The following is a 19349-nucleotide window of genomic DNA, read 5'->3' on the forward strand; positions in this document are numbered from 1 at the left end:
ACGGGGAGGCAAAATGCATAACGCACGCATGCGGTATACCGTAAACGTTTCCCGGCCTCTATCTTACACGATTAAAGGGCTCCACTCCCCCGGAATCTTCGCGAAAGCGGTAGGGGGGAATATTTTTTCCGGTTGTTCCGTCCGTTTTGCACGGTACGCTTTTGCCGGTCTTCTATTTCTGTTCGTCGTTTCTAATGCAGAGGCTTCTTCGGGTCGATTTTTGCAGCAGCAGGCCGGGGATGGCAAGGCCGCGTCGGTGAGCGTGGATGACGCGCACGACGGAGTTTCCCGAACGGTGCGCATTACAGGGCGGGTGCCTTGTGTGGACGGAGAAGCCGCCGGGTATCCCTGCAAGGACCTGGATTTGCTGGCCTTCGTACCCCGGGAGGAGATGGAGGGATTTCCATGCCCTCGTTCAGGATACTGCTTCAATGATATCTGGGGCTGGACCGATCCCGTTACGGATGTCGAATACGCGCTGCTTGGCCGGGTCGACGGCGTTGCGTTCTTCGACCTGAGCGATCCGGAGAATCCCTTGTTCGTCGGTATGTTGCCGAAGACACCCGATGCCTGGTCCAGTTCCTGGCGCGACGTAAAGGTGGTGAACGATCATGCCGTGATTGTAGCCGACGCCGCTGGCGCACACGGGATGCAGGCGTTCGATCTTTCGCAACTCCGGGATGTGACGAATCCTCCGGCAACCTTCGGGCCTACCGCCCTGTACGACGCCATCCGTTCGGCGCATAATGTAGTGGTCAACGATATATCGGATCATGTATATATCGTGGGCATACAGGGTGATCATGAGGCGCCGGGTGGCTTTGCCTGCGGCGCGGGGCCGCATATCGTGGACATGAACGATCCGGCGCAGCCCGCGTTCGCAGGGTGCTACACCCCGTCGCGGGGACGGGGGTATACGCACGATGCGCAATGCGTTCGATACAGAGGGCCGGATACAAGATACGCCGGGAAAGATATTTGCATCAGTTTTGACGAGGCGGGCGGAGCCATTACGGATGTGACGGACCCGGCTTCGCCCGAAGAACTGGGTCTGTTCGAATATCCGCGCATTGGCTACACGCATCAGGGGTGGCTGACGGAAGATCACCGCTATCTCTTCGTGAACGACGAACTGGACGAAGGCCATGGCTATGCTGATTCGACCCGAACCCTGATCTTCGATGTGCAGAAGCTGGACGACCCTGCTCCTGTGGGCGCTTGGCATGGGCCGACCCCTGCCATAGATCATAACCTGTACATCCATGAAGGCAAGTTGTACGAAGCGAACTATCAGGCCGGATTGCGCGTCATGGATATTTCCTACGACGGTGCGTTGTCGCCCGACGACATCCGCGAAGTGGCTTATTTCGATGTCTATCCTCAATCGGATCTACCAGGCTTTATAGGCTCCTGGAGCAGTTATCCCTTTTTCAAGAGCGGAATCATTGTGGTTTCCAGTATGGATGACGGGTTATTCGTTCTTGCGCCGCCGTCCTTATCGGTAGGCGTAAGCGCAGAGAGCGAGGAATTGCCCGCTGAAGTGAAGCTTACAGGTAACTACCCCAATCCGTTCAATCCGGAGACGACGATACGGTATGCCTTGCCGCAGGCCGGTAAAGTCCGTCTTGTGGTGTACGATCTGCTCGGGCAGGAAGTGGCGGTACTCGTCGACGGTTCCCGGCCTGCGGGCCATCACACAGTGCGGTTCGACGGGGGTGATTTGCCGAGTGGTTCGTACGTGTACCGCTTACAGGTCGGGGAGGAGATCGTGGCCCGCACGATGACGCTGGTCAAATAAGGCAGGTTGGTCGTATCTTCCTCAGAGTATTCACTGAGGCTGTATTTTTCCCATCATGCGTGCTATTCGTTTTCTCTTTTCCGGCTTTGCACTGTGTGCGCTGGCGGTCGTGTGGGCGGCCTGCGGCGGTTCCGAACAAGCGGCTCCGCTGCCCAACATTGTAGTCATCCTTGCAGACGATATGGGATACGGCGATCCGGGCGCCTCGAATCCGGATTCGAAGGTTCCGACGCCGCACATCGACCGGCTGGCGGCGGAGGGTATGCGTTTCACGGACGCCCATTCGCCGTCCGCCGTATGTACGCCCACGCGCTACGGATTGCTTACCGGACGATACGCTTGGCGGACCCATCTGAAAAGAGGCGTGCTGGTGGGGTATTCTCCGAACCTGATCGACACGACCCGCCTGACGCTTCCCGGGATGCTGCGACAAGCCGGTTATGCAACGGCAGGCATCGGCAAATGGCACCTGGGGCTGGGAGACGCCGAACGGACCGACTATGCCCAGCCACTTCGTCCGGGGCCGGTTTCCCTGGGATTCGATTATTACTTCGGCATTCCGTCGTCGCTTGACTTCGAACCGTATGTCTGGTTCGAGAACGACCGGGTCGAGCAATTGCCCACGGATTCCATAGAGGCTTCCCGGCCCTGTTGCAAGGAAGATTTTTACCGGGGAGGCGGCATTGCGCCGGATTTCCGGCATGTGGATGTGCTGCCCCGTACCGTCGAGAAGTCCGTGGAATATGTGATGCAGGCGGGCGACAAGCCGTTTTTTCTGTACGTTCCCTTCTCCGCACCGCATACGCCCTGGCTGCCGACCGAGCCGTTCCTGGGGAGCAGCGGCGCCGGAACCTACGGCGATTTCGCGGTGCAAGTGGATGCCGGCGTGGGGGATATCCTCAACGCACTCGACGAGGCGGGCGTCGCGGAAAATACGCTGGTCGTGTTCACCAGCGACAATGGCGCCCACTGGCTTCCGTACGAAATCGAAATGTTCGACCACCGGGCGAATCTTGACTGGCGCGGGATGAAGGCGGACATTTACGAAGGCGGGCACCGCGTGCCCTTTGTCGCCCGCTGGCCGGGCAGGATCGAAGCAGGCTCGGTGAGCCATGAACTGATCTCGCTCGTCGATCTGATGGCGACGTTCGCCTCCGTTACCGGGCAGATGCTTCCCGACGATGCAGGTGAAGACAGCTACAATCTGACGCCCGTGCTGCTGGGTGAATCTCTGGAAGGACCCATCCGCGAGGCCACCGTGCATCACTCGGTTAACGGCACATTCGCTATCCGGCAGGGCTCCTGGAAGCTGATCGAAGGACTTGGGTCGGGCGGTTTCACACAGCCGGTATCCGTCGAGCCGGGCCCGGGAGATCCGCCGGGGCAGTTATACCACCTTGGAGATGATCCGGGCGAGACGAACAATCTGTATGCGGAGCATCCGGAAGTCGTCGAAAGGCTATCCGCCTTGCTCGCCCGGTACCGGGAACAGGGATACAGCCGCCCTATGACCGGAGCTCCCGCTCAACATTGATATAATGAAACCGTACGACGCCGTGGATATCCGGAACGCAACCCCGGATCATTACAGAAGCAACGGCAAGATCACCTGGATCGAATCCATGGGATCGCTGCTCTGCTTCCGCGCTGTACTTGTGTTGCTTGCAGCGTTGCTCTTCTGTGCGCCCGCGGCGACGCAGGCTTTCTCCCAGTCTTTTGCACCGGCCACCCCGGAGGATGCGGGCGTTTCTTCGGAACGGCTTGCACGCATCGATGCGGCACTCGAACAGTACGTCGAGCAAGAACGGCTACCGGGCGCCGCACTGGTAATAGGCCGGCGCGGGCATGTCGTCTATGCCAGGGCATTCGGCTACCGGGACCGTGAGGCGGAAGAACCGCTCGATGTCACCGATCTTTTTCGTATCGCTTCGCAGACCAAGGCGGTCATTTCCGTGGGCGTGATGATTTTGCAGGAGCAGGGACGCTTGCTGATCGATCAGGACCTGAGCGATTTTATTCCCGAATTCGACAGCACCACGGTGGCCGTGGAGAAAGAGGAAGGGGGCTATGAGATAGTTCCTGCCAAGCGCAAAATCACTGTGCGCGATCTGCTTACCCACACCGCCGGTATCGGATACGGTTGGGGCCCCGCCGCCGAGCGCTGGGTAGAGGCGGGTATTCAGGGCTGGTATTTTGCGGACCGCGACGAACCGATCGCCGCAACGGTCGAGCGCATGGCGGATTTGCCCATGGACGCCCAACCGGGCGGGCAATTAGCGTACGGCTACGCCACGGACATTCTGGGCGTGGTTATCGAGCGGGCTTCCGGCATGCCGCTGGACGAATTTCTGCGGGTCGAAATATTCGAGCCGCTGGGCATGGCGGATACGCATTTCTACGTGCCTCCGGAAAAAGCGGACCGGCTCGCTGTGGTGTACTCGCTGACGGAAGCGGACGGGATGGTTCGCGCGCCGGATCCGGGTCACATGGTCGGCCAGGGCATGTACCTCGAGGGGCCGCGAAAGAGTTTTTCCGGGGGCGCCGGTCTGGTTTCCACGCCGGGAGACTATGCCCGCTTTCTGGAGGCGCTCCGGCGGGGAGGCATACTGGGCGGGGCCCGTATTCTGTCGCCCAAGACGGTCCAATTGATGACGGTTGATCATGTACGCGATGCATGGAAGGGAGACGGAGGCAGCGGGTTTGGTCTCGGTTTCGGCGTTATCGAGGAGCTTGGATGGAGCGGATTGCCGGGTTCTCCGGGAGCGTACTGGTGGGGAGGGGCCTATCACTCCACGTACTGGGTCGATCCGGCGGAGGAACTGGTCGTTTCGTATATGACGCAGGTTATTCCTGCCCAGGGTCTTGACGACCACCAGCGTATCCGGGCGCTTGTCTACCAGGCGCTGGTGGATTGACGCGCATGGACTGAGTCGGAGCGCAAGTCAGAAGGAATCGGATCTCTCGTTCCAGAGCCGGGCGCGTTGCATGAAGACGGAAGGATCTTCGCGCCATTGGGCATAACCGATCTGCATACTGTCGGTCAGCCAGTCGATTCTTTCGTCGATGCATGCACGCAACGGAGCGTCGTTGACGCTGAGCGTGAAACCGCCCAATTCGATCGCAGTGTCGAGCGCTGTAACAGCGAACGTTCCGTCGGAGATACTGCTGGCGTCGCGGTTGCCGATTTCGCCGCGGGCGATTGCATCGATATCGCCGTCGCGAAGCGCATTCAGCAGTTCGGTTTCTCCCGTCAATTCGCCGAGGTAGACGATCTGCGGCATGGAAGCAGCAGGCGGATGTAGATGGCTTCGAAGACGCAGCGCAGGCGAGACATACCCGGCTGAGATGGTGTAGTCCGCCGTTCCGTCGGCCGTCAGGATACCGTCGGGCGTTTCGATCTGTGTCCCTTCGACCAGTACGCCGTCGGAGTTTATCAGACCGGTGATTTGCAGCAGCCTGAATTCGCCGGTTGTCGCCGGTAATGCGCCGACGCGGATTTCGTTCGTCAGATCGGCGTAGGCGGCGATGCGATCGGCGTCTTCCGACCGCACCAGCAACGATTGCCGGAATGTGATGTGTCCGGCAGTGAATTCGACCACTTTGCTTCCGGTCTCATCCTTCGTTCGCGATTCGAGGATCGTGATTCCTCCGCCCGCCATATCGTAGCCTGTCGCGGAGGGTTTCAGCCAGATCCCGCCCCACTCGGCGACAGGGTAGCGGTCGAATGACAGATTGGTCTCATTCATGGTTTCCAGCGCGGTGACCAGATCTGCTTCGTAGCCGCGGTGATCGCCGAAACCGGGCGATTCCGGATTCTCGTCGGCGCTGTAACTGACGGGCGCGAAGAAAGCGTAGAAGCCGAGATTCAGTGTTCGGCCTTCGTCGACGCAGCCCGCGGCGGACATTGGATCTGCGGGCGAACACCCTGATGCGTACATCAGAATCGCCAGCAGCCATGCGGCGCCGGCGGCGATGGAAAGACGCGGTCGTTTTGAAGCGAACAAGGCGGGTGGTCCCGGTCACGGCAAGGAAGTTTCCGCAACAAAGATAGCATATGTTTTTATCTGATCGCAAGACGCGGCGCAGGGGTTGCGCACGCCGATTCGGATCGGGAAAGCGATGCGGTCAGGGACTGCCGAGGTGCGCATTTTGGCACGGCATCACACAAGGCTTGATAGCAAATGAAAAATTTGTACCTTCAAAAGGAATACACAGGCGCGGTGGTATTGCAGGTGCGATAGCCTCTATAGCCACGGGAAGATGTACTCATCCCGGTCAACTACTCACGAAGACGCAACACGCTGATGGAAGGATCGAAAAAGGGTTTCTCACGCAGAAAATTTATCGGGGGCATGGCGGCGGCCTCGGCTCTCTCTGTAGTTCCTCGTCATGTACTGGGCGGTGCGGGCTTTGTAGCCCCCAGCGACAAAATCAACATTGCGCAGATTGGCGCCGGTACCCAGGCGCTTCGTCAGTTGAACGGTGGTACGATGCAGCGCGACGACGTCCGGATCACGAGCGTCACCGATCCCAACCGCGATACGCAGGATTATGTGGATTGGGGCCGGTTCGGCACGCGGCGCAGTATCCGCCGGTTGCTGCAGGATGATTCCTGGGGCGAGGGAGATACGGGCACGCGCGGCGGCCGCGATTATGCCAAGCTCGTTATTGACACGTACTATGCCGAGTCCGGCGATTCCGATGGGGTGCGCACGTACGAGGATTACCGGGAGATGCTTGCCGCTGAAGACGACGCGGACGCTGTGGTCGTTATTGTGCCGGATCACCTCCATGCACACATTTCCATTGCCGCCATGAAGGCGGGGAAGGCGGTCATCATGCACAAGCCGGTCGGGCTTTCGCCGCATGAAGTGCGCCGTGTTCTCGAGACGGAAAAGGAAACCGGCGCCGTGACGCACCTGTTGGCCTACAGTGCGCCGGAAAATCACGGGCGCCTGAAGGCCTGGCTGGAAATCGGCGCCATAGGGCATGTCCTTGAAGTGCATAACTGGACCAATCGGCCCGTATGGCCCCAGGCATGGCCTGATTATCCCCAGGAGCAGGTGGCGATTCCCGACGGGTTAAACTGGGACCTGTGGCAGGGGCCCATCCCGCATCAGCAGTACCATCCGCTTCTGGCGCACACGCTGTACCGGGGCTGGTACAACTACGGCGCAGGGTGCCTCGGCGACATGGGCAATTACAGTCTGTGGCAGCCGCATCGTTTCCTTAAGTTAGGGGCGCCGGACATGGTGGAAGCATACACCAGCAAGAGCGTTATTCTGGGTGATGACTTGGTATGCCAGACGCGTCATTATTCGCCGGTCGCTTTTCCGAGCGCCAGCCAGATTCATTTTCGGCATCCCCGCACGGAAGATCGCCCCGAAGTGGATGTCTACTGGTATAGCGGCTCCATGAAACCGCAGACTCCGGAGGAATTGTTCATGGCTGATGGACAACTTCCGGGCGAGGGCATGTTGTTCGTGGGCTCGAATGGCAAAATCCTTTGCGGCTTTCGGGGAGAGAATCCGCGATTGCTTCCGGAGCATCGGATGACGTCCATGAATATCGAGGAAGAGGATGTCCGCGAGATGAATCAGGACGACGAGTGGACCGAAGCCGTGCGTACGAAGGAGCCCTCGCGCGGATCGTTCAGCGAAGCAGCCAGCCTTGCGGAGACGACAGCGCTGGGTATCGCCGCCGTGCAGAATCCGGCCACGCGTCTGCTCTGGGATTCGGAGAACATGACGTTTACGAACGCCGATGTTTCTTCACGTCGTACGTACCGGGAAGGCTGGGAACTGTAGCCGGATCATTCCACGGAGAGCCGCACATGGTTTGCAAATCAGGTATTTGTTCTGAGATGTACACCGTGTGCGGCATGTCTTCTTGCCGTTAGGCCAGGAATACGTAGCGCAGGAGGAAAAGGGCCGCGAGCACATGCACCAGCCAGGAAACCTGGCCTGCGCGCCCCCGCAATATCTTGAGGGCGGAAAAGGCGATCAGTCCCATCGCCAGCCCATCCGCAATGCTGAACGTGAGCGGCATGCCCGCCATGATCAGGATCGCGGGGACCGCCGTGTCGATGTTATCCCAGTTGATTTCTCGCGCCAGCCCAACCGTGGTGGCGCCAATGATGATCAGGGCCGCCGCCACGACCGCTGCCGGAATGGAGGTCGCAAAGAATGCGGCCGGCAGGGCGATGAGAAACAATACGCCGGTGACGACGGCCGTCAAGCCGGATCGTCCGCCGGCGGCGATTCCCGCGGCGCTTTCGATATAGGTGGTCACCGTGGATGTGCCGGTCAGCGCGCCCCCTATCGTCGCTGCCCCGTCTACCCCCAGCATGCGTCCGAGACGGGGTACCTCTCCTTTGGTGTTTTCGAGCCCTGCTTTTTTGATCAGCCCGATCACGGTGCCGAGGGAATCGAAGAAATCCACGAAAAGCATGGCGAAAACGATATCCAGCAGTCCGATGGACAAGGCGCCCTGCAGGTCGAGCGCAAAGAGTGCATCCAGTGCGCCGCCTTCCTGGGCGCCTCCTCCTCCAAGCATGCCCAGCGGGATGGCTGCCAGCGTGGCTACGACGATACCGATCAGGATGCCGGCCCGTATGCCTCGCGACAGCAGTGTTGCAATCAGAAACAACGTTCCGATCGCCAGGAGAGCCTGCGGCGAAGTCAGGTCGCCGCGCGTTACGAGCGTGGCCGGATGCGCCTGAATCAGCCCGGCGTTATTCAGGCCGATCATCATCAGAAAAAGTCCGATGCCTGCCCCGATGGCGGGAAGCAGTTCGCGGGGCATCATGCGCACGATGGCCTGCCGTACGCCCACGACGGTAAGCAGCACGAAAACCACTCCTGAAAGAAATACGACCCCGAGCGCCTCCTGCCAACCGAGGCCCATACCCTGCACGACCGTGTAGGTAAAGAACGCGTTCAGCCCCATGCCGGGTGCCACCGCGAGCGGCAGACGGGCCCACAATCCCATGGCGATCGTGCCGAGTCCGCTCATCAGGCAGGTCGCGAATGCTGCGGCTGCCGGAGGGATACCGGCGTCGGCGAGAATGGCGGGGTTGACGGCGATGATGTAGCTCATCGCCAGGAAGGTCGTTGTGCCGGCGAGGACCTCTGTCCGCACCGACGTGCCGAGGGCGGGCAGATCGAAGTACCGTTCGAGGCGGTTCAGCAGGGAAGACATCGTGTTGCGCAATGGATTGGGGGCGCCGAGCTCCGGATTGCCGGCATGGCCTCGGGCAGGGAAACTGCATCGAAATTAGGCCAATCTCCGCAAACAAAGTTAACCAGAGTATCCTTGAGAGAATGAATTTTTTCCGTACGTTATGCAAGCGATCCCTTAATCTCTCCCAATCAAAGCACTTACCTGTCATGGACAGACGTTCCTTTTTGCAACGCACCGGCGCGCTCGTAGCCGGCGGACTCGCATGGAGCCGCGCAGGCTACCCTGCGCTTGCTTCCGCCGCCGACGGTCATCTCTCGCACATTGGCGTGCAATTGTATACGCTGCGCAGCATCCTCGGTGACGATTTCGCCGGGACACTTGAACAGATTGCCGGAGTAGGCTACAAGAACCTCGAGTTTGCGGGCTATTACGGGCACACGCCTGCCGATGTCCGGAAAATCCTCGACGATCTGGGCCTCAAGGCGCGTTCCGGACACTTCGGTATGCCTATGGTGCAGGAAAATCCGGACACCATTATCGAAGGGGCGGTTACGCTGGGCATGGAATATGTCGTCGTGCCCGCGCTGCCTACGGCCATGCGGGCTGACCTCGACGCCTACAAGACAGCCGCCGCCGCATTCAACGAGCTTGGCGAGAAATGCAAGGAGGCCGGCGTCCGGTTCGGCTACCACAACCACGGCTTCGAATTCGAGGAACTGGACGGCGTCCTGCCCTACGATGTGCTACTCGATGAAACGGATCCGCAACTCGTGGTCATGGAACTCGATCTGGCCTGGATCGAACATGCCGGAAAGGACCCGCTTGCGTATTTCGAGCGCCATCCCGGACGCTTTCCCCTGTGGCACCTGAAGGACATCGACGAGGAGGGAGAGCTCGCCAACGTGGGTGCGGGGCGCATCGACTTCCCGGCCATTTTTGCCAAGGCAGAGCAGGCCGGATTGCACTACGGCATTGTCGAGCACGACCGACCCGGCGACGATCCGGTGGCAAGCATTGCTGCGAGCTACGCGTACCTCGACGACATCCTCGGGTAAGCGCTCGAAAATCCCGTCCCCGTTGCACAAACGATCTCTACCCGTACCTATGCGCTACACTGTCTCTTTTTTCCTGATCCTGTTTTTTGCCGTCGTATCGGCCCATGCGCAATCGGCTGAACCCTTACGCGTCATCGCTTTCGGAGCGCATCCCGACGATGCCGAACTGAAAGCCGGCGGCGTGGCGTATCTCTGGGCGCAGGAAGGCGCCGCCGTGAAGTTCGTGTCCACGACCAACGGCGATATAGGCCATTTCGAACAATCAGGCGGCCCGCTTGCGCAGCGGCGCGAAGCCGAGGTGTCCGTCTGCGCGGATATTTTCGGGATTACGACGGAAGTCTACGATATTCACGACGGGGAGCTCATGCCGACGCTGGAGAACCGTAGGAAGGTCGTGCGATCCATTCGCGAATGGGATGCGGATATTGTAATGGCGCACCGGCGATACGATTACCATCCGGATCATCGTTACACAGGCGAGCTCGTGGACGATGCCGCCGTAACCGTGGTCGCGCCGTTTTTCGAGGCCCTGACGCTTGGCGTGGACCGTAATCCCATTTTCCTGTATCTGTATGACGGCTTCCAAAAGCCCTATCCGTTCCAGCCGGACCTGGTGGTAGGCATCGACGAGGCGGCGGAAGCGAAGTGGGATTGTATCCGCGCCATGCCTTCCCAGTTTTCCGACGCGGATTCCTGGCAGGGGCGGTATCTGCCGAACGTCCCGGAGGATCCGGAGGAACGCACTGAATTCATTCTGGACTATATGAAAACCCGCAGCGCTGCCGTGGCCGACAAGTACCGCGACCGGCTCATCGAATTGTACGGCGAGGAGAAGGGTCGCGCGATCGTCTACGCCGAAGCGTTCGAGATTTCCGAGTACGGACGCCAACCCAGCGAGGAAGAACTCCGGGCGTTGTTTCCCACCTTCGACGAGTAGATTACGTTTCGTTCGATGTGCCTCACAAGGGGCGCTTGCCCCTGGTCCGACGTGTCCGGTTGAAAGCCGGTGCTACCTGATGGTTGCGGGTTGCGGGGCGTGGGGGAATCGGCTTTTTACGTGGGGGGTCATTCGAGTGCGTTCTCCGGATTCTCCAGGGTGTTTTCCTTTCCGGGCGGCATGCGCTGGAAGGTGCGATTCGGAAGGGCGTCTCCGGTTTCCCGGTCGTATTCGTCCGGAGTGCGTGCTGCCGGACTTGTGTCGCCCGTTGCCTCCTGCCATGCTCCCAGCACGCCGCGCAGGCGCTCGAGGGCTTCGGCGTGCGCGGAGTCCTGTGACACATCGTACAGTTCCTGCGGGTCGTCTGCGACGAGATACAATTCTTCTTCCGGGCGGGGAGTATCGAACACAATGTGCTGATGCGGGGTCAGGCTTCCTTCATCCCGGAGCGCCCGCATTTTCTGAAAAGTGTCCCCCCGGATGGCGTCGGCAGGCGGGCCGTTGGGAATGTCCGTGTAGAAGTTCCGGATATACTTGTAGCGGCTGTCGCGTACGGCGCGCACGCGGTCGTCGAAGTCGTGCCAGTTTCTCTCGGCAAAGATGTGATCGCGTACCACAGCGGACGGGTCGTTAAGGATGGGCACGATGCTTTCTCCCTCGAACGAGAAGGGGCTTTCTATGCCGGCCAGGTCCAGAAGCGTGGGCGCAAGGTCCACGGTGCTCACCAGGCTGGCCGTTGTGGAGCCGGCCTTCACCCCGGTCGGAAAACGCACGATCCACGGGGTGCGGACGCCGCTGTCGTATACCGTGGTCTTTGCGCGGGGAAACGGAGCTCCGTTGTCGCTTATGAACAGTACGAACGTGTTTTCCGCGACCTGCTGCCGGTCCAGTTCGTCCAGCACGCTGCCGACATAGTGATCCAGCCGGGCAATTTCGTCATAGTACAATGCGAGGTCCTTTCGCACTTCCGGCGTGTCGGGTAGATAGGCAGGGACGACCACATCCTCAAGGGCATGGGGAGTATCGAGGATGCCCTCCTGGTAGGGGCGATGGGGATCGAACGAAGAAAGCCATGCAAGGAAGGGCCGGCCTTCGGGCCGCTGCTTCAGGGCGTCCACCCATGCCCCGGCGCCGCTGGCGTATCCTCCACCCGGCATGAGTTCGTTTTCGCTCGCTTCTTCGGTCGTGCGTTCCCCGCCCCCTTGGATAACCAGATCGAATCGCGCTACGGCGGCATCCCCCAGATGCCATTTGCCTGCCGATGCGGTCCAGTATCCGGCCTCTCGAAGAAGGTCTACAAACGTAGTCTGGTCTTCAGGTAAAGGCCAGTGCAATTGTTCGGCGCCGGTCTGGTGCGGGTATTTTCCGGTCAGGATGGAAGCCCGGCTGGGGCTGCATGAGCTGGTAGTGACGAAGGCATAGTCGAAGCGCATGCCGTGGTCGGCCAGCCGCTGGAGGTTCGGCGTCCGGATAAAAGGATGGCCGTAGGGCGAGGCGTCCTCCCATCCCATATCGTCTGCCACGAGAATCACGAAGTTGGTCGGGTCGGTGGGGGCGGGTGCTTCGCCGCAGGCAGCGGCGCTCATAGCTGCCGCAAGCAACAGGATGGCGGGAAAGAAATTTCGGGACATGGACGGGATGCAAAAAAATGGGGAGAGCGGGTCTGTTTGTATCTCAAGTATGCCGTACTTTCGGGAAGCCACTTGCAGGGTGTGTCGGCGGTACGACCCCAAAAGATACTGCATCACTCGTTTACGATTCGAACCCGTGCGATTTGGAAAAACGTTGTGCCTGACTGCGGCGCTATGTCTGTCGGCGTGTACTTCTGGCTCCGATGTGGTCGTCATCAAAATGGGCCACGGCCTCGACGCGTCGCATTCCGTGCATCAGGCCATGGTGTATCTCGGCGAGCACCTTGCCGCAAAGTCCGATTCGACAATGCGGGTGGATGTATACCCCAGCCAGCAACTTGGCACCGAGCGCGAACTGCTGGAGCTCCTGCAGATCGGCAGCGTGGGCATGACCAAGGTGTCATCGGCGGCGCTGGAAGGATTCGTTCCGGAGTACCAGGTGCTGGGGCTGCCGTATCTCTTCCGGGACGAACGACATCGTTTCGATGTGTTCTGGGACAGCGAAGTAGGGCAGGATATTCTTGCCAGCGGGCAGGAATTCGGGCTGCGCGGCCTGACCTACTACGACGCCGGCACGCGCAGTTTCTACACGAAGACGCAGCCGGTGCAGACACCTGCCGATTTGCAGGGACTCAAGATCCGGGTGCAGGAAAGCCCGGTTGCCATGCGCATGGTGCAGGCACTGGGCGGTTCGCCTACGCCGATCGCATGGGGCGAACTGTACACAGCGCTTCAGCAGGGCGTGGTGGACGGCGCGGAGAACAATCCGCCATCGTTTTACCTGTCCGGACATTATGAAGTGTGCAAGTATTACACGCTGGATGCGCACACCGCCGTGCCCGATGTGGTGCTGGTCAGTATGACGCTCTGGAATGATCTCACGGAGCAGCAACGGGAGTGGCTCCAGGAAGCCGCGCTCGAATCGGCGGTCCGTCAGCGTGCCCTTTGGGCCGAATCCGTGAATGAGTCGCTGGCGGCGGTGCGCGAGGCGGGCGTTGAGATCATCGAGCCGGATATTACTCCCTTTGCGGAGGGGGTTGCCTCCATGTATGAGGCGTACCGGGACGATCCGGTCATCCATTCGCTGATTGAACGCATCCGGGAGGTCCGGTAGTGGATACGCTGCGCCGCATCGTGGACAAAAACCTTGCGTGGTTCCTGGTTGCGCTGATGGCGCTTGCCATTGTCAACGTGCTGTGGCAGGTGTTTACACGATGGGTGCTTAACGATCCCAGCGCATGGACCGAAGAATTGGCGCGCTATCTCCTGATCTGGATCGGGTTGATCGGCGCGGGATACGCCGCAGGAAAGAAACTGCACCTTGCTATTGACCTGCTGCCGAGCGCATTGCACGGGCGCAGGCGCCGCGCCCTCGAATTTTTTATCGACGCCATCGTGCTGCTGTTCGCCGTGTTTGCAATGGTGATCGGCGGAATTCGTCTCATGAGCCTGACGTTGCTCATGGATCAGACATCTGCTGCGCTGGGCGTTCGGTTGGGCTATGTGTATCTGGCGATCCCGCTGAGCGGTGCGGTGATTGCGTTTTATGCAGTGGTTTCGATCATGGACCGCGTACGCGGCAGGACGTCTCCCGAAGCGGATGCGTCAGGCACCGCCGATGCAGGGCATTCCCAGACCGAATACACCATCGACTGAAGCATGGAACTGGCGGGCGTGTTCATACTCGTGGTGGTATTCCTGGCGCTGCTTCTCATCGGCGTGCCCGTAGCGTTCAGCATCGGGGTAGCGACCGTGTGTACCTTGCTCCTGAGTATCCATCCCGGCCCGGCCCTGACGACCGCCGCCCAGCGTATGGCCACGGGGCTCGACAGTTTTGCCCTGCTCGCCATACCCTTCTTTATTCTTGCAGGACAGATCATGAACCGGGGAGGGATCGCCCGCCGGTTGATCGATTTCGCCAAGAGTCTGGTGGGTATGCTGCCCGGAGCGCTCGCCCATGTGAATATCGTGGCGGCCATGTTTTTCGGGGCCATTTCCGGTTCGTCGGTGGCGGCAGCCTCTGCCGTGGGCGGTGTCATGGCCCCGCGCATGAAAGAGGAAGGGTACGACACGGGCTACGGCGCCGCCGTGAACATTACGGCGGCGACCACCGGACTGATTATCCCGCCCAGCAATATTCTCATCGTGTATTCGCTGGCGAGCGGCGGGGCGTCCATCGCCGCGCTTTTTCTTGCCGGCTACCTTCCCGGTATTCTGGTGGGAATCACACTCATGGTGGTGGCCGGCGTCATCGCCTGGCGAAGGAGGTACGCCCGTTCGGACCGGGTGCGCGTGGGGGTCGCCGTCCGCAAATTTCTCGATGCGCTTCCGAGTCTTTTTCTTCTCTTCGTGGTGATCGGCGGCATCGTGGCAGGCATCTTCACAGCGACCGAAGCGTCCGCTGTGGCCGTGGTCTATGCCTTGGTGCTGGCCCTTCTGTACCGGGAGGTGTCCCTGAAGGATCTGCCGTCCATTTTGCTGCAGTCCGCCTCCACGACCGCCATCGTGATGCTGCTGGTAGGCACGTCGATGGGGCTATCCTGGGCGATGTCCTACGAAAACATTCCCCAGAACGTGGCCACGACTCTTGTGGCGCTCAGTGACAGCCCGATCATGATTCTTCTGATCATAAATCTGGTGCTGCTTTGCGTGGGCACATTCATGGATATCACGCCGGCGGTGCTCATCTTCACGCCCATTTTTCTGCCCATCGTGACGGCGCTTGGCATGGACCCCGTTCATTTTGGCATCGTCATTGTCCTGAATCTCTGCGTAGGCATATGCACGCCGCCCGTGGGCACGGTGCTGTTCGTGGGGTGCGGCGTGGCGGGCGTACCCATTACCCGGGTGATCCGACCGCTCATGCCGCTTTACATCGCCATGATCGTGTCGCTTATGATCGTTACGTACGTACCGGAACTCAGCTTGTGGCTTCCCCAGGTATTCGGGTTCTAAACCGGGATCGTCGTTTAATACAGGAATCAGACACGCAATGGAAGTAACGGTCGATACATCCAGGATCGAAAACCCTGACGTATCATCGCGTGAAACACCTGCCGCTGCTGGGTACTTGACCGCTTCGCGGTTTGCTCGAACCGGGCGTTTTCCGGAAAGGAAGGCCATACATCCGCGAGGCGATTTTATGCCTTGTGTATGGCTATCAGGGAAAGTAGATTGCACGCTGCGGCGCATGGATTCGCCGGCATCCGTAACCAATCCATTCTTCATCATGTCACGTACCCTTCGGATTCCTGCTACGACAACCCGGCATGTCCTCCCACCGCATACCTTTCCGGTGTTTGGGACTTTGCTGGTTCTTGCCTTCGGTCTTTCCGCTTGCTCCGGTGCGGACGCAGACCCTCCCGGCGCCGGGCGATATGCTGACGAAGCTTCCTCCTCTGACATATCCCCGGATGATTGGCGCCCGCTTTTCGATGGGGAAACCCTGAATGGATGGATCGGGCTTGGCCGCGATGCGGTTCCCGAAGGCCATTGGCAAGTGGAGGACGGAACCATCCGCAAGGTGGCTTCAGGGACCGTTCCGGTGGCCGAGGACGGCCAGCCGCTTTTGGGCGGCGACCTTATGACGACGGAGACATTCGGGGATTTCGAATTCGCCTTCGAGTGGAAGGTGGCCGAAGGGGCGAACAGCGGGGTCAAGTATAACGTCTCCGAGGAATTGTCCACCTCCCATGTGCCGAGGTATGCGGCGCTCGGATTCGAATACCAGGTGCTGGATGACGATCGGCATCCCGATGGCGCATTGCCTTCCCACCGGAGCGGAGCACTGTACGACATGATTCCGGCAGGGGAGGCCAAGGCCCTGAAGCCGGTCGGGGAGTGGAACGAGAGCCGCATCGTGTTTGAGGGGATGCATGGGGAGCATTGGCTGAACGGCGCCATGGTGGTCGAGTACGACATGGACAGTCCGCGCTTCGATTCGCTCCTTGCCGCCAGCAAGTATGCCGATATCGAGGGGTTTGCCGACCGCCGCGTCGGACATATCGTGTTGCAGGATCATAGCGACGACGTATGGTTCCGCAATCTCCGGATCCGGGAGATTGGCGAGTAGACGCCTGCTGCATCCGTTCGCTGCGGTTTTTCAATATCAAGGTTCGCTTTGCGCCGGACCCATTCCGGTCTGTAGCCGGACAGGCTTGCGTTTCATGTTTGCCACTTGATAGGCGCAGTGCGATGGCGTATCCTTTGTTTGCATTCCGTCCGGCCTTTACGTGCAAGTTCTGAGCAACCCCCATGGAAACACAAAAACGCGACGTCTGGAGTTCGAATCTCGGCCTTGTGCTGGCCGCTACCGGCAGCGCCATTGGACTTGGCAACCTCTGGAAATTTCCTTTCATCACGTGGGAGAACAACGGCGGCGCTTTTGTCCTCGTGTACCTTGTGTGCATTCTGGCGGTGGGGCTTCCCATCATGATGGCCGAGTTGCTCATAGGCCGCCGGAGTCAGAAAAGCATCGTAGGGGCGCTCAGGGACGTGGGCGGTCCGGCATGGAAGCTTGTGGGCGGATGGGGCGTGTTGTGCGGGTTCATTTTGTTGAGTTATTACACGGTGATTGCCGGTTGGTCGCTTTTCTATTTCTGGAAATCCCTCGGGTGGACATTCGGCGGTTTTCCCGCGGATCTTTCGACCGGGGATCTCTTTGGCGCGCAGGTCGGCGATGCAGGGCTCCAACTCATGCTTTCGCTTGCGTTCAGCATTGCCACGGTCGCCGTGGTGTATTTCGGGGTGCAGAAGGGGATCGAGCGCGTGGCGAAAGTTCTGCTACCTGTCCTTTTCGCCATCCTCATTCTGCTTCTCGTCAGCGCGCTTGGCATGAGCGGTTCAGGCGAGGCCCTGAAGTTTATTTTCGAACCCCGATTCGGCGAACTCGAGTGGAGCGGCGTGCTCGAGGCGCTTGGCCATTCGTTCTTTACCCTTTCGTTGGGTATGGGCACCATGGTTGCGTACGGCTCCTATATTTCGCGCAAACAATCCATTGTAAAGTCTGCGGGAGCCATTGTCGCCTTCGACACGCTGATTGCGCTGGTCGCTACGATCATCATGTTCTCGGTGATTTTCTCGGTGGCCGGATTGAGCGAGGAAGTGGGCAAGTCCACGGTCGGTATGCTCTTCATTTCGCTCCCCGAATTGTTTTATACCGCAATGCCCTTTGGAACCGTGCTGGGGCCGTTGTTCTATGTGCTGGTGGCGCTGGCTGCGCTGACCTCCACCATCTCGCTGATGGAGGTGGAAACCAGTTTTCTGATTGATGAACGCGGCATGAAACGCCAGAAGGCCGTGGTCGTGTCGGGCGCCGCCATCTTCGTGTTCACGATCTTTGCGGCCCTGTCGTTCGGTTCCACGCCGGTTATTTCGACGATGGCAGCCTTCGGGAAGACAGGCTGGTTCAGCATCGCCGACCACTTCGTCTCGAACTGGATGCTGCCTACCGGCGGATTGGGGATAGCGATTGCAGCAGGCTGGTTCATGACGCGCAAGGCTACGGAAGACGAACTGGTGGATGGTAACCAGCCCGGCTGGTTCCGTTACGGAGCATGGCGATTTTTCATCCGCTATGTGGCTCCGGCGGCGGTGCTGGCGATCATCCTCGCGGTCATTCTGGGGAGGGACTTCAGTTAGGGCCTGTACAAAACGCCATGGCCCGGGGATTTGCAGGCCGATTTCTGCTTTATCCACATACCCCTTCCAGAAAGAGCTCCAGGAACCGTTCGACGGCCACTTCCATGGCCACCTGCACGGTGGGTGCGTCCGATGTGCCGTCTGTCGGCTCTGCGGTCATCATGCCCCTGTCCGGTCCCTGTTTGTCCACCACGTCGCAAACCATTCTTTGCGTACGGATCAGGCTCGGATCCATGGCGGCGCCCATGGCAAGCGGATCGTGCAGGGGACAAGCATCGTGTCCGCGTTGCTGCAGGGCGCAATCAAAGTACGCCCTGGTTGCATCGAAAAGAAACCGGCGCAGTTTGCCTTCTTCCATGGATGCAAGACGCTCATGAAAGCGGGCACGGGAAAGGAGTGTTTTTTCCGTCACATTCAACCCGACCACCGTGACGGGCAGGCCGGAGCGGATTACTGCACGGGCTGCATACGGATCGGAGTAGAAGTTGAATTCGGCGCGAGACGTCACGTTGCCCCGCCCGTCGCCGGAGCCGCCCATGACCACGATTTCGCGGATGTTTGCCAGCGCCGCAGGGTCCTGCTCAAGAGCCATGGCTACATTCGTGAGCGGCCCGAGGGCAATCAGGGTGATTTCTCCCGGGTGACGCCGGGCCAGATCCAGAATAGCGTCCGCGGCATGGGCGCTCTCGATTTGCAGATGCTGCACGGGCCAGGCTTCCGAGACCCCGCCAATGCCATCCCCCCCGTGTACATGCTCGGCTCGCGTTACGGCCGGGCTGAGCGGCTTGGCGCATCCCCTGAAAACAGGCGGCGGAGCGACTTCTACAGCTTCGAGGATGCGCAGGGCATTCGCCGTGCAGGCATCGACCGAAACATTGCCGGCTACGACCGTGATCGCCCGTACGTCCAGTACCGGCGAACGCAGCGCCAGCACGAGCGCAAGCAGATCGTCCAGGCCGGGATCGGTGTCTATGAGGACGGGTTTGGGGACAGGCATTATGCGAAAGCAGGACGCGTTACCGCCCAGGGGCGACCTTGAGGCTCCGGATGCGGCCGGTTGCAAGGTCGATCCGCCACCGAAATCATACGGTGCGACAGGTCAAACC

The 19349-nt window shown here is 59.9% G+C and carries 15 protein-coding genes; 11 read left to right on the forward strand and 4 right to left on the reverse strand.

Going from position 1 to position 19349, the window contains the following annotated elements:
- Positions 1 to 13: 13 nt before the first annotated feature.
- From F4Y00_07480 to F4Y00_07490, 3 genes are all read left to right on the forward strand, one after another.
- Positions 14 to 1798: a choice-of-anchor B family protein gene (locus F4Y00_07480; GenBank protein MYE04794.1), complete on the forward strand. Its 1785-nt coding sequence runs from the start codon at positions 14 to 16 to the stop codon at positions 1796 to 1798.
- 55 nt (positions 1799 to 1853) lie between these two features.
- Complete coding sequence (locus tag F4Y00_07485) at positions 1854 to 3332, forward strand: arylsulfatase (protein MYE04795.1); 1479 nt, start codon at positions 1854 to 1856, stop codon at positions 3330 to 3332.
- 88 nt (positions 3333 to 3420) lie between these two features.
- Positions 3421 to 4713, forward strand: a complete 1293-nt coding sequence (locus tag F4Y00_07490; GenBank protein MYE04796.1) for a beta-lactamase family protein — start codon at positions 3421 to 3423, stop codon at positions 4711 to 4713.
- Between the two features lie 27 nt (positions 4714 to 4740).
- Here the strand turns inward: F4Y00_07490 and F4Y00_07495 are convergent, their stop codons facing one another.
- Entirely contained in the window at positions 4741 to 5802 is a 1062-nt protein-coding gene (locus F4Y00_07495) for an amino acid ABC transporter substrate-binding protein (protein ID MYE04797.1), read from the reverse strand.
- 300 nt (positions 5803 to 6102) lie between these two features.
- Between F4Y00_07495 and F4Y00_07500 the strand changes: the two genes are divergently transcribed.
- The gene (locus F4Y00_07500; GenBank protein MYE04798.1) at positions 6103 to 7605 is read left to right on the forward strand and encodes a Gfo/Idh/MocA family oxidoreductase; all 1503 of its coding nucleotides are present in this window, start codon (positions 6103 to 6105) and stop codon (positions 7603 to 7605) included.
- Between the two features lie 88 nt (positions 7606 to 7693).
- Here F4Y00_07500 and F4Y00_07505 read toward each other — a convergent pair whose 3' ends face one another.
- On the reverse strand, positions 7694 to 8998 hold the full coding sequence (locus F4Y00_07505) for an NCS2 family permease (protein MYE04799.1): 1305 nt from the start codon (positions 8996 to 8998) through the stop codon (positions 7694 to 7696).
- A 188-nt stretch (positions 8999 to 9186) separates the two neighbouring features.
- On the opposite strand from F4Y00_07505, the gene F4Y00_07510 reads away from it, so the two are divergent.
- The gene (locus F4Y00_07510) at positions 9187 to 10035 is read left to right on the forward strand and encodes a sugar phosphate isomerase/epimerase (protein MYE04800.1); all 849 of its coding nucleotides are present in this window, start codon (positions 9187 to 9189) and stop codon (positions 10033 to 10035) included.
- 49 nt (positions 10036 to 10084) lie between these two features.
- Complete coding sequence (locus tag F4Y00_07515) at positions 10085 to 10972, forward strand: PIG-L family deacetylase (GenBank protein ID MYE04801.1); 888 nt, start codon at positions 10085 to 10087, stop codon at positions 10970 to 10972.
- A 128-nt stretch (positions 10973 to 11100) separates the two neighbouring features.
- Here the strand turns inward: F4Y00_07515 and F4Y00_07520 are convergent, their stop codons facing one another.
- On the reverse strand, positions 11101 to 12603 hold the full coding sequence (locus tag F4Y00_07520) for a sulfatase (GenBank protein ID MYE04802.1): 1503 nt from the start codon (positions 12601 to 12603) through the stop codon (positions 11101 to 11103).
- Between the two features lie 49 nt (positions 12604 to 12652).
- Here F4Y00_07520 and F4Y00_07525 point away from each other — a divergent pair, with 49 nt between their 5' ends.
- From F4Y00_07525 to F4Y00_07545, 5 genes are all read left to right on the forward strand, one after another.
- On the forward strand, positions 12653 to 13717 hold the full coding sequence (locus F4Y00_07525; protein MYE04803.1) for a TRAP transporter substrate-binding protein: 1065 nt from the start codon (positions 12653 to 12655) through the stop codon (positions 13715 to 13717).
- Positions 13718 to 13725: 8 nt separating this feature from the next.
- A complete protein-coding gene (locus F4Y00_07530; protein MYE04804.1) occupies positions 13726 to 14259 on the forward strand; it encodes a TRAP transporter small permease in 534 nt (177 codons plus the stop codon).
- A 3-nt stretch (positions 14260 to 14262) separates the two neighbouring features.
- Positions 14263 to 15558 (forward strand): TRAP transporter large permease, encoded by a 1296-nt coding sequence (locus F4Y00_07535; protein MYE04805.1) that lies wholly within the window; start codon positions 14263 to 14265, stop codon positions 15556 to 15558.
- A 37-nt stretch (positions 15559 to 15595) separates the two neighbouring features.
- The gene (locus F4Y00_07540) at positions 15596 to 16675 is read left to right on the forward strand and encodes a DUF1080 domain-containing protein (protein MYE04806.1); all 1080 of its coding nucleotides are present in this window, start codon (positions 15596 to 15598) and stop codon (positions 16673 to 16675) included.
- 182 nt (positions 16676 to 16857) lie between these two features.
- Positions 16858 to 18243: a sodium-dependent transporter gene (locus F4Y00_07545; protein MYE04807.1), complete on the forward strand. Its 1386-nt coding sequence runs from the start codon at positions 16858 to 16860 to the stop codon at positions 18241 to 18243.
- Positions 18244 to 18292: 49 nt separating this feature from the next.
- Here the strand turns inward: F4Y00_07545 and F4Y00_07550 are convergent, their stop codons facing one another.
- The gene (locus F4Y00_07550) at positions 18293 to 19240 is read right to left on the reverse strand and encodes a nucleoside hydrolase (GenBank protein ID MYE04808.1); all 948 of its coding nucleotides are present in this window, start codon (positions 19238 to 19240) and stop codon (positions 18293 to 18295) included.
- Positions 19241 to 19349: the final 109 nt, after the last annotated feature.

The sequence above is a fragment of the Bacteroidetes bacterium SB0662_bin_6 genome (assembly GCA_009839485.1).
In the GTDB taxonomy this organism is placed as follows: domain Bacteria; phylum Bacteroidota; class Rhodothermia; order Rhodothermales; family VXPQ01; genus VXPQ01.

Bases quoted from the DNA above. Each gene is read 5' to 3' on its own strand.
- F4Y00_07480 (MYE04794.1), top strand. From the start codon at position 14: ATGCATAACGCACGCATGCGGTATACCGTAAACGTTTCCCGGCCTCTA.
- F4Y00_07485 (MYE04795.1), top strand. From the start codon at position 1,854: ATGCGTGCTATTCGTTTTCTCTTTTCCGGCTTTGCACTGTGTGCGCTG.
- F4Y00_07490 (MYE04796.1), top strand. From the start codon at position 3,421: ATGGGATCGCTGCTCTGCTTCCGCGCTGTACTTGTGTTGCTTGCAGCG.
- F4Y00_07500 (MYE04798.1), top strand. From the start codon at position 6,103: ATGGAAGGATCGAAAAAGGGTTTCTCACGCAGAAAATTTATCGGGGGC.
- F4Y00_07505 (MYE04799.1), bottom strand. From the start codon at position 8,998: ATGTCTTCCCTGCTGAACCGCCTCGAACGGTACTTCGATCTGCCCGCC.
- F4Y00_07510 (MYE04800.1), top strand. From the start codon at position 9,187: ATGGACAGACGTTCCTTTTTGCAACGCACCGGCGCGCTCGTAGCCGGC.
- F4Y00_07515 (MYE04801.1), top strand. From the start codon at position 10,085: ATGCGCTACACTGTCTCTTTTTTCCTGATCCTGTTTTTTGCCGTCGTA.
- F4Y00_07520 (MYE04802.1), bottom strand. From the start codon at position 12,603: ATGTCCCGAAATTTCTTTCCCGCCATCCTGTTGCTTGCGGCAGCTATG.
- F4Y00_07525 (MYE04803.1), top strand. From the start codon at position 12,653: ATGCCGTACTTTCGGGAAGCCACTTGCAGGGTGTGTCGGCGGTACGAC.
- F4Y00_07535 (MYE04805.1), top strand. From the start codon at position 14,263: ATGGAACTGGCGGGCGTGTTCATACTCGTGGTGGTATTCCTGGCGCTG.
- F4Y00_07540 (MYE04806.1), top strand. From the start codon at position 15,596: ATGGAAGTAACGGTCGATACATCCAGGATCGAAAACCCTGACGTATCA.
- F4Y00_07545 (MYE04807.1), top strand. From the start codon at position 16,858: ATGGAAACACAAAAACGCGACGTCTGGAGTTCGAATCTCGGCCTTGTG.
- F4Y00_07550 (MYE04808.1), bottom strand. From the start codon at position 19,240: ATGCCTGTCCCCAAACCCGTCCTCATAGACACCGATCCCGGCCTGGAC.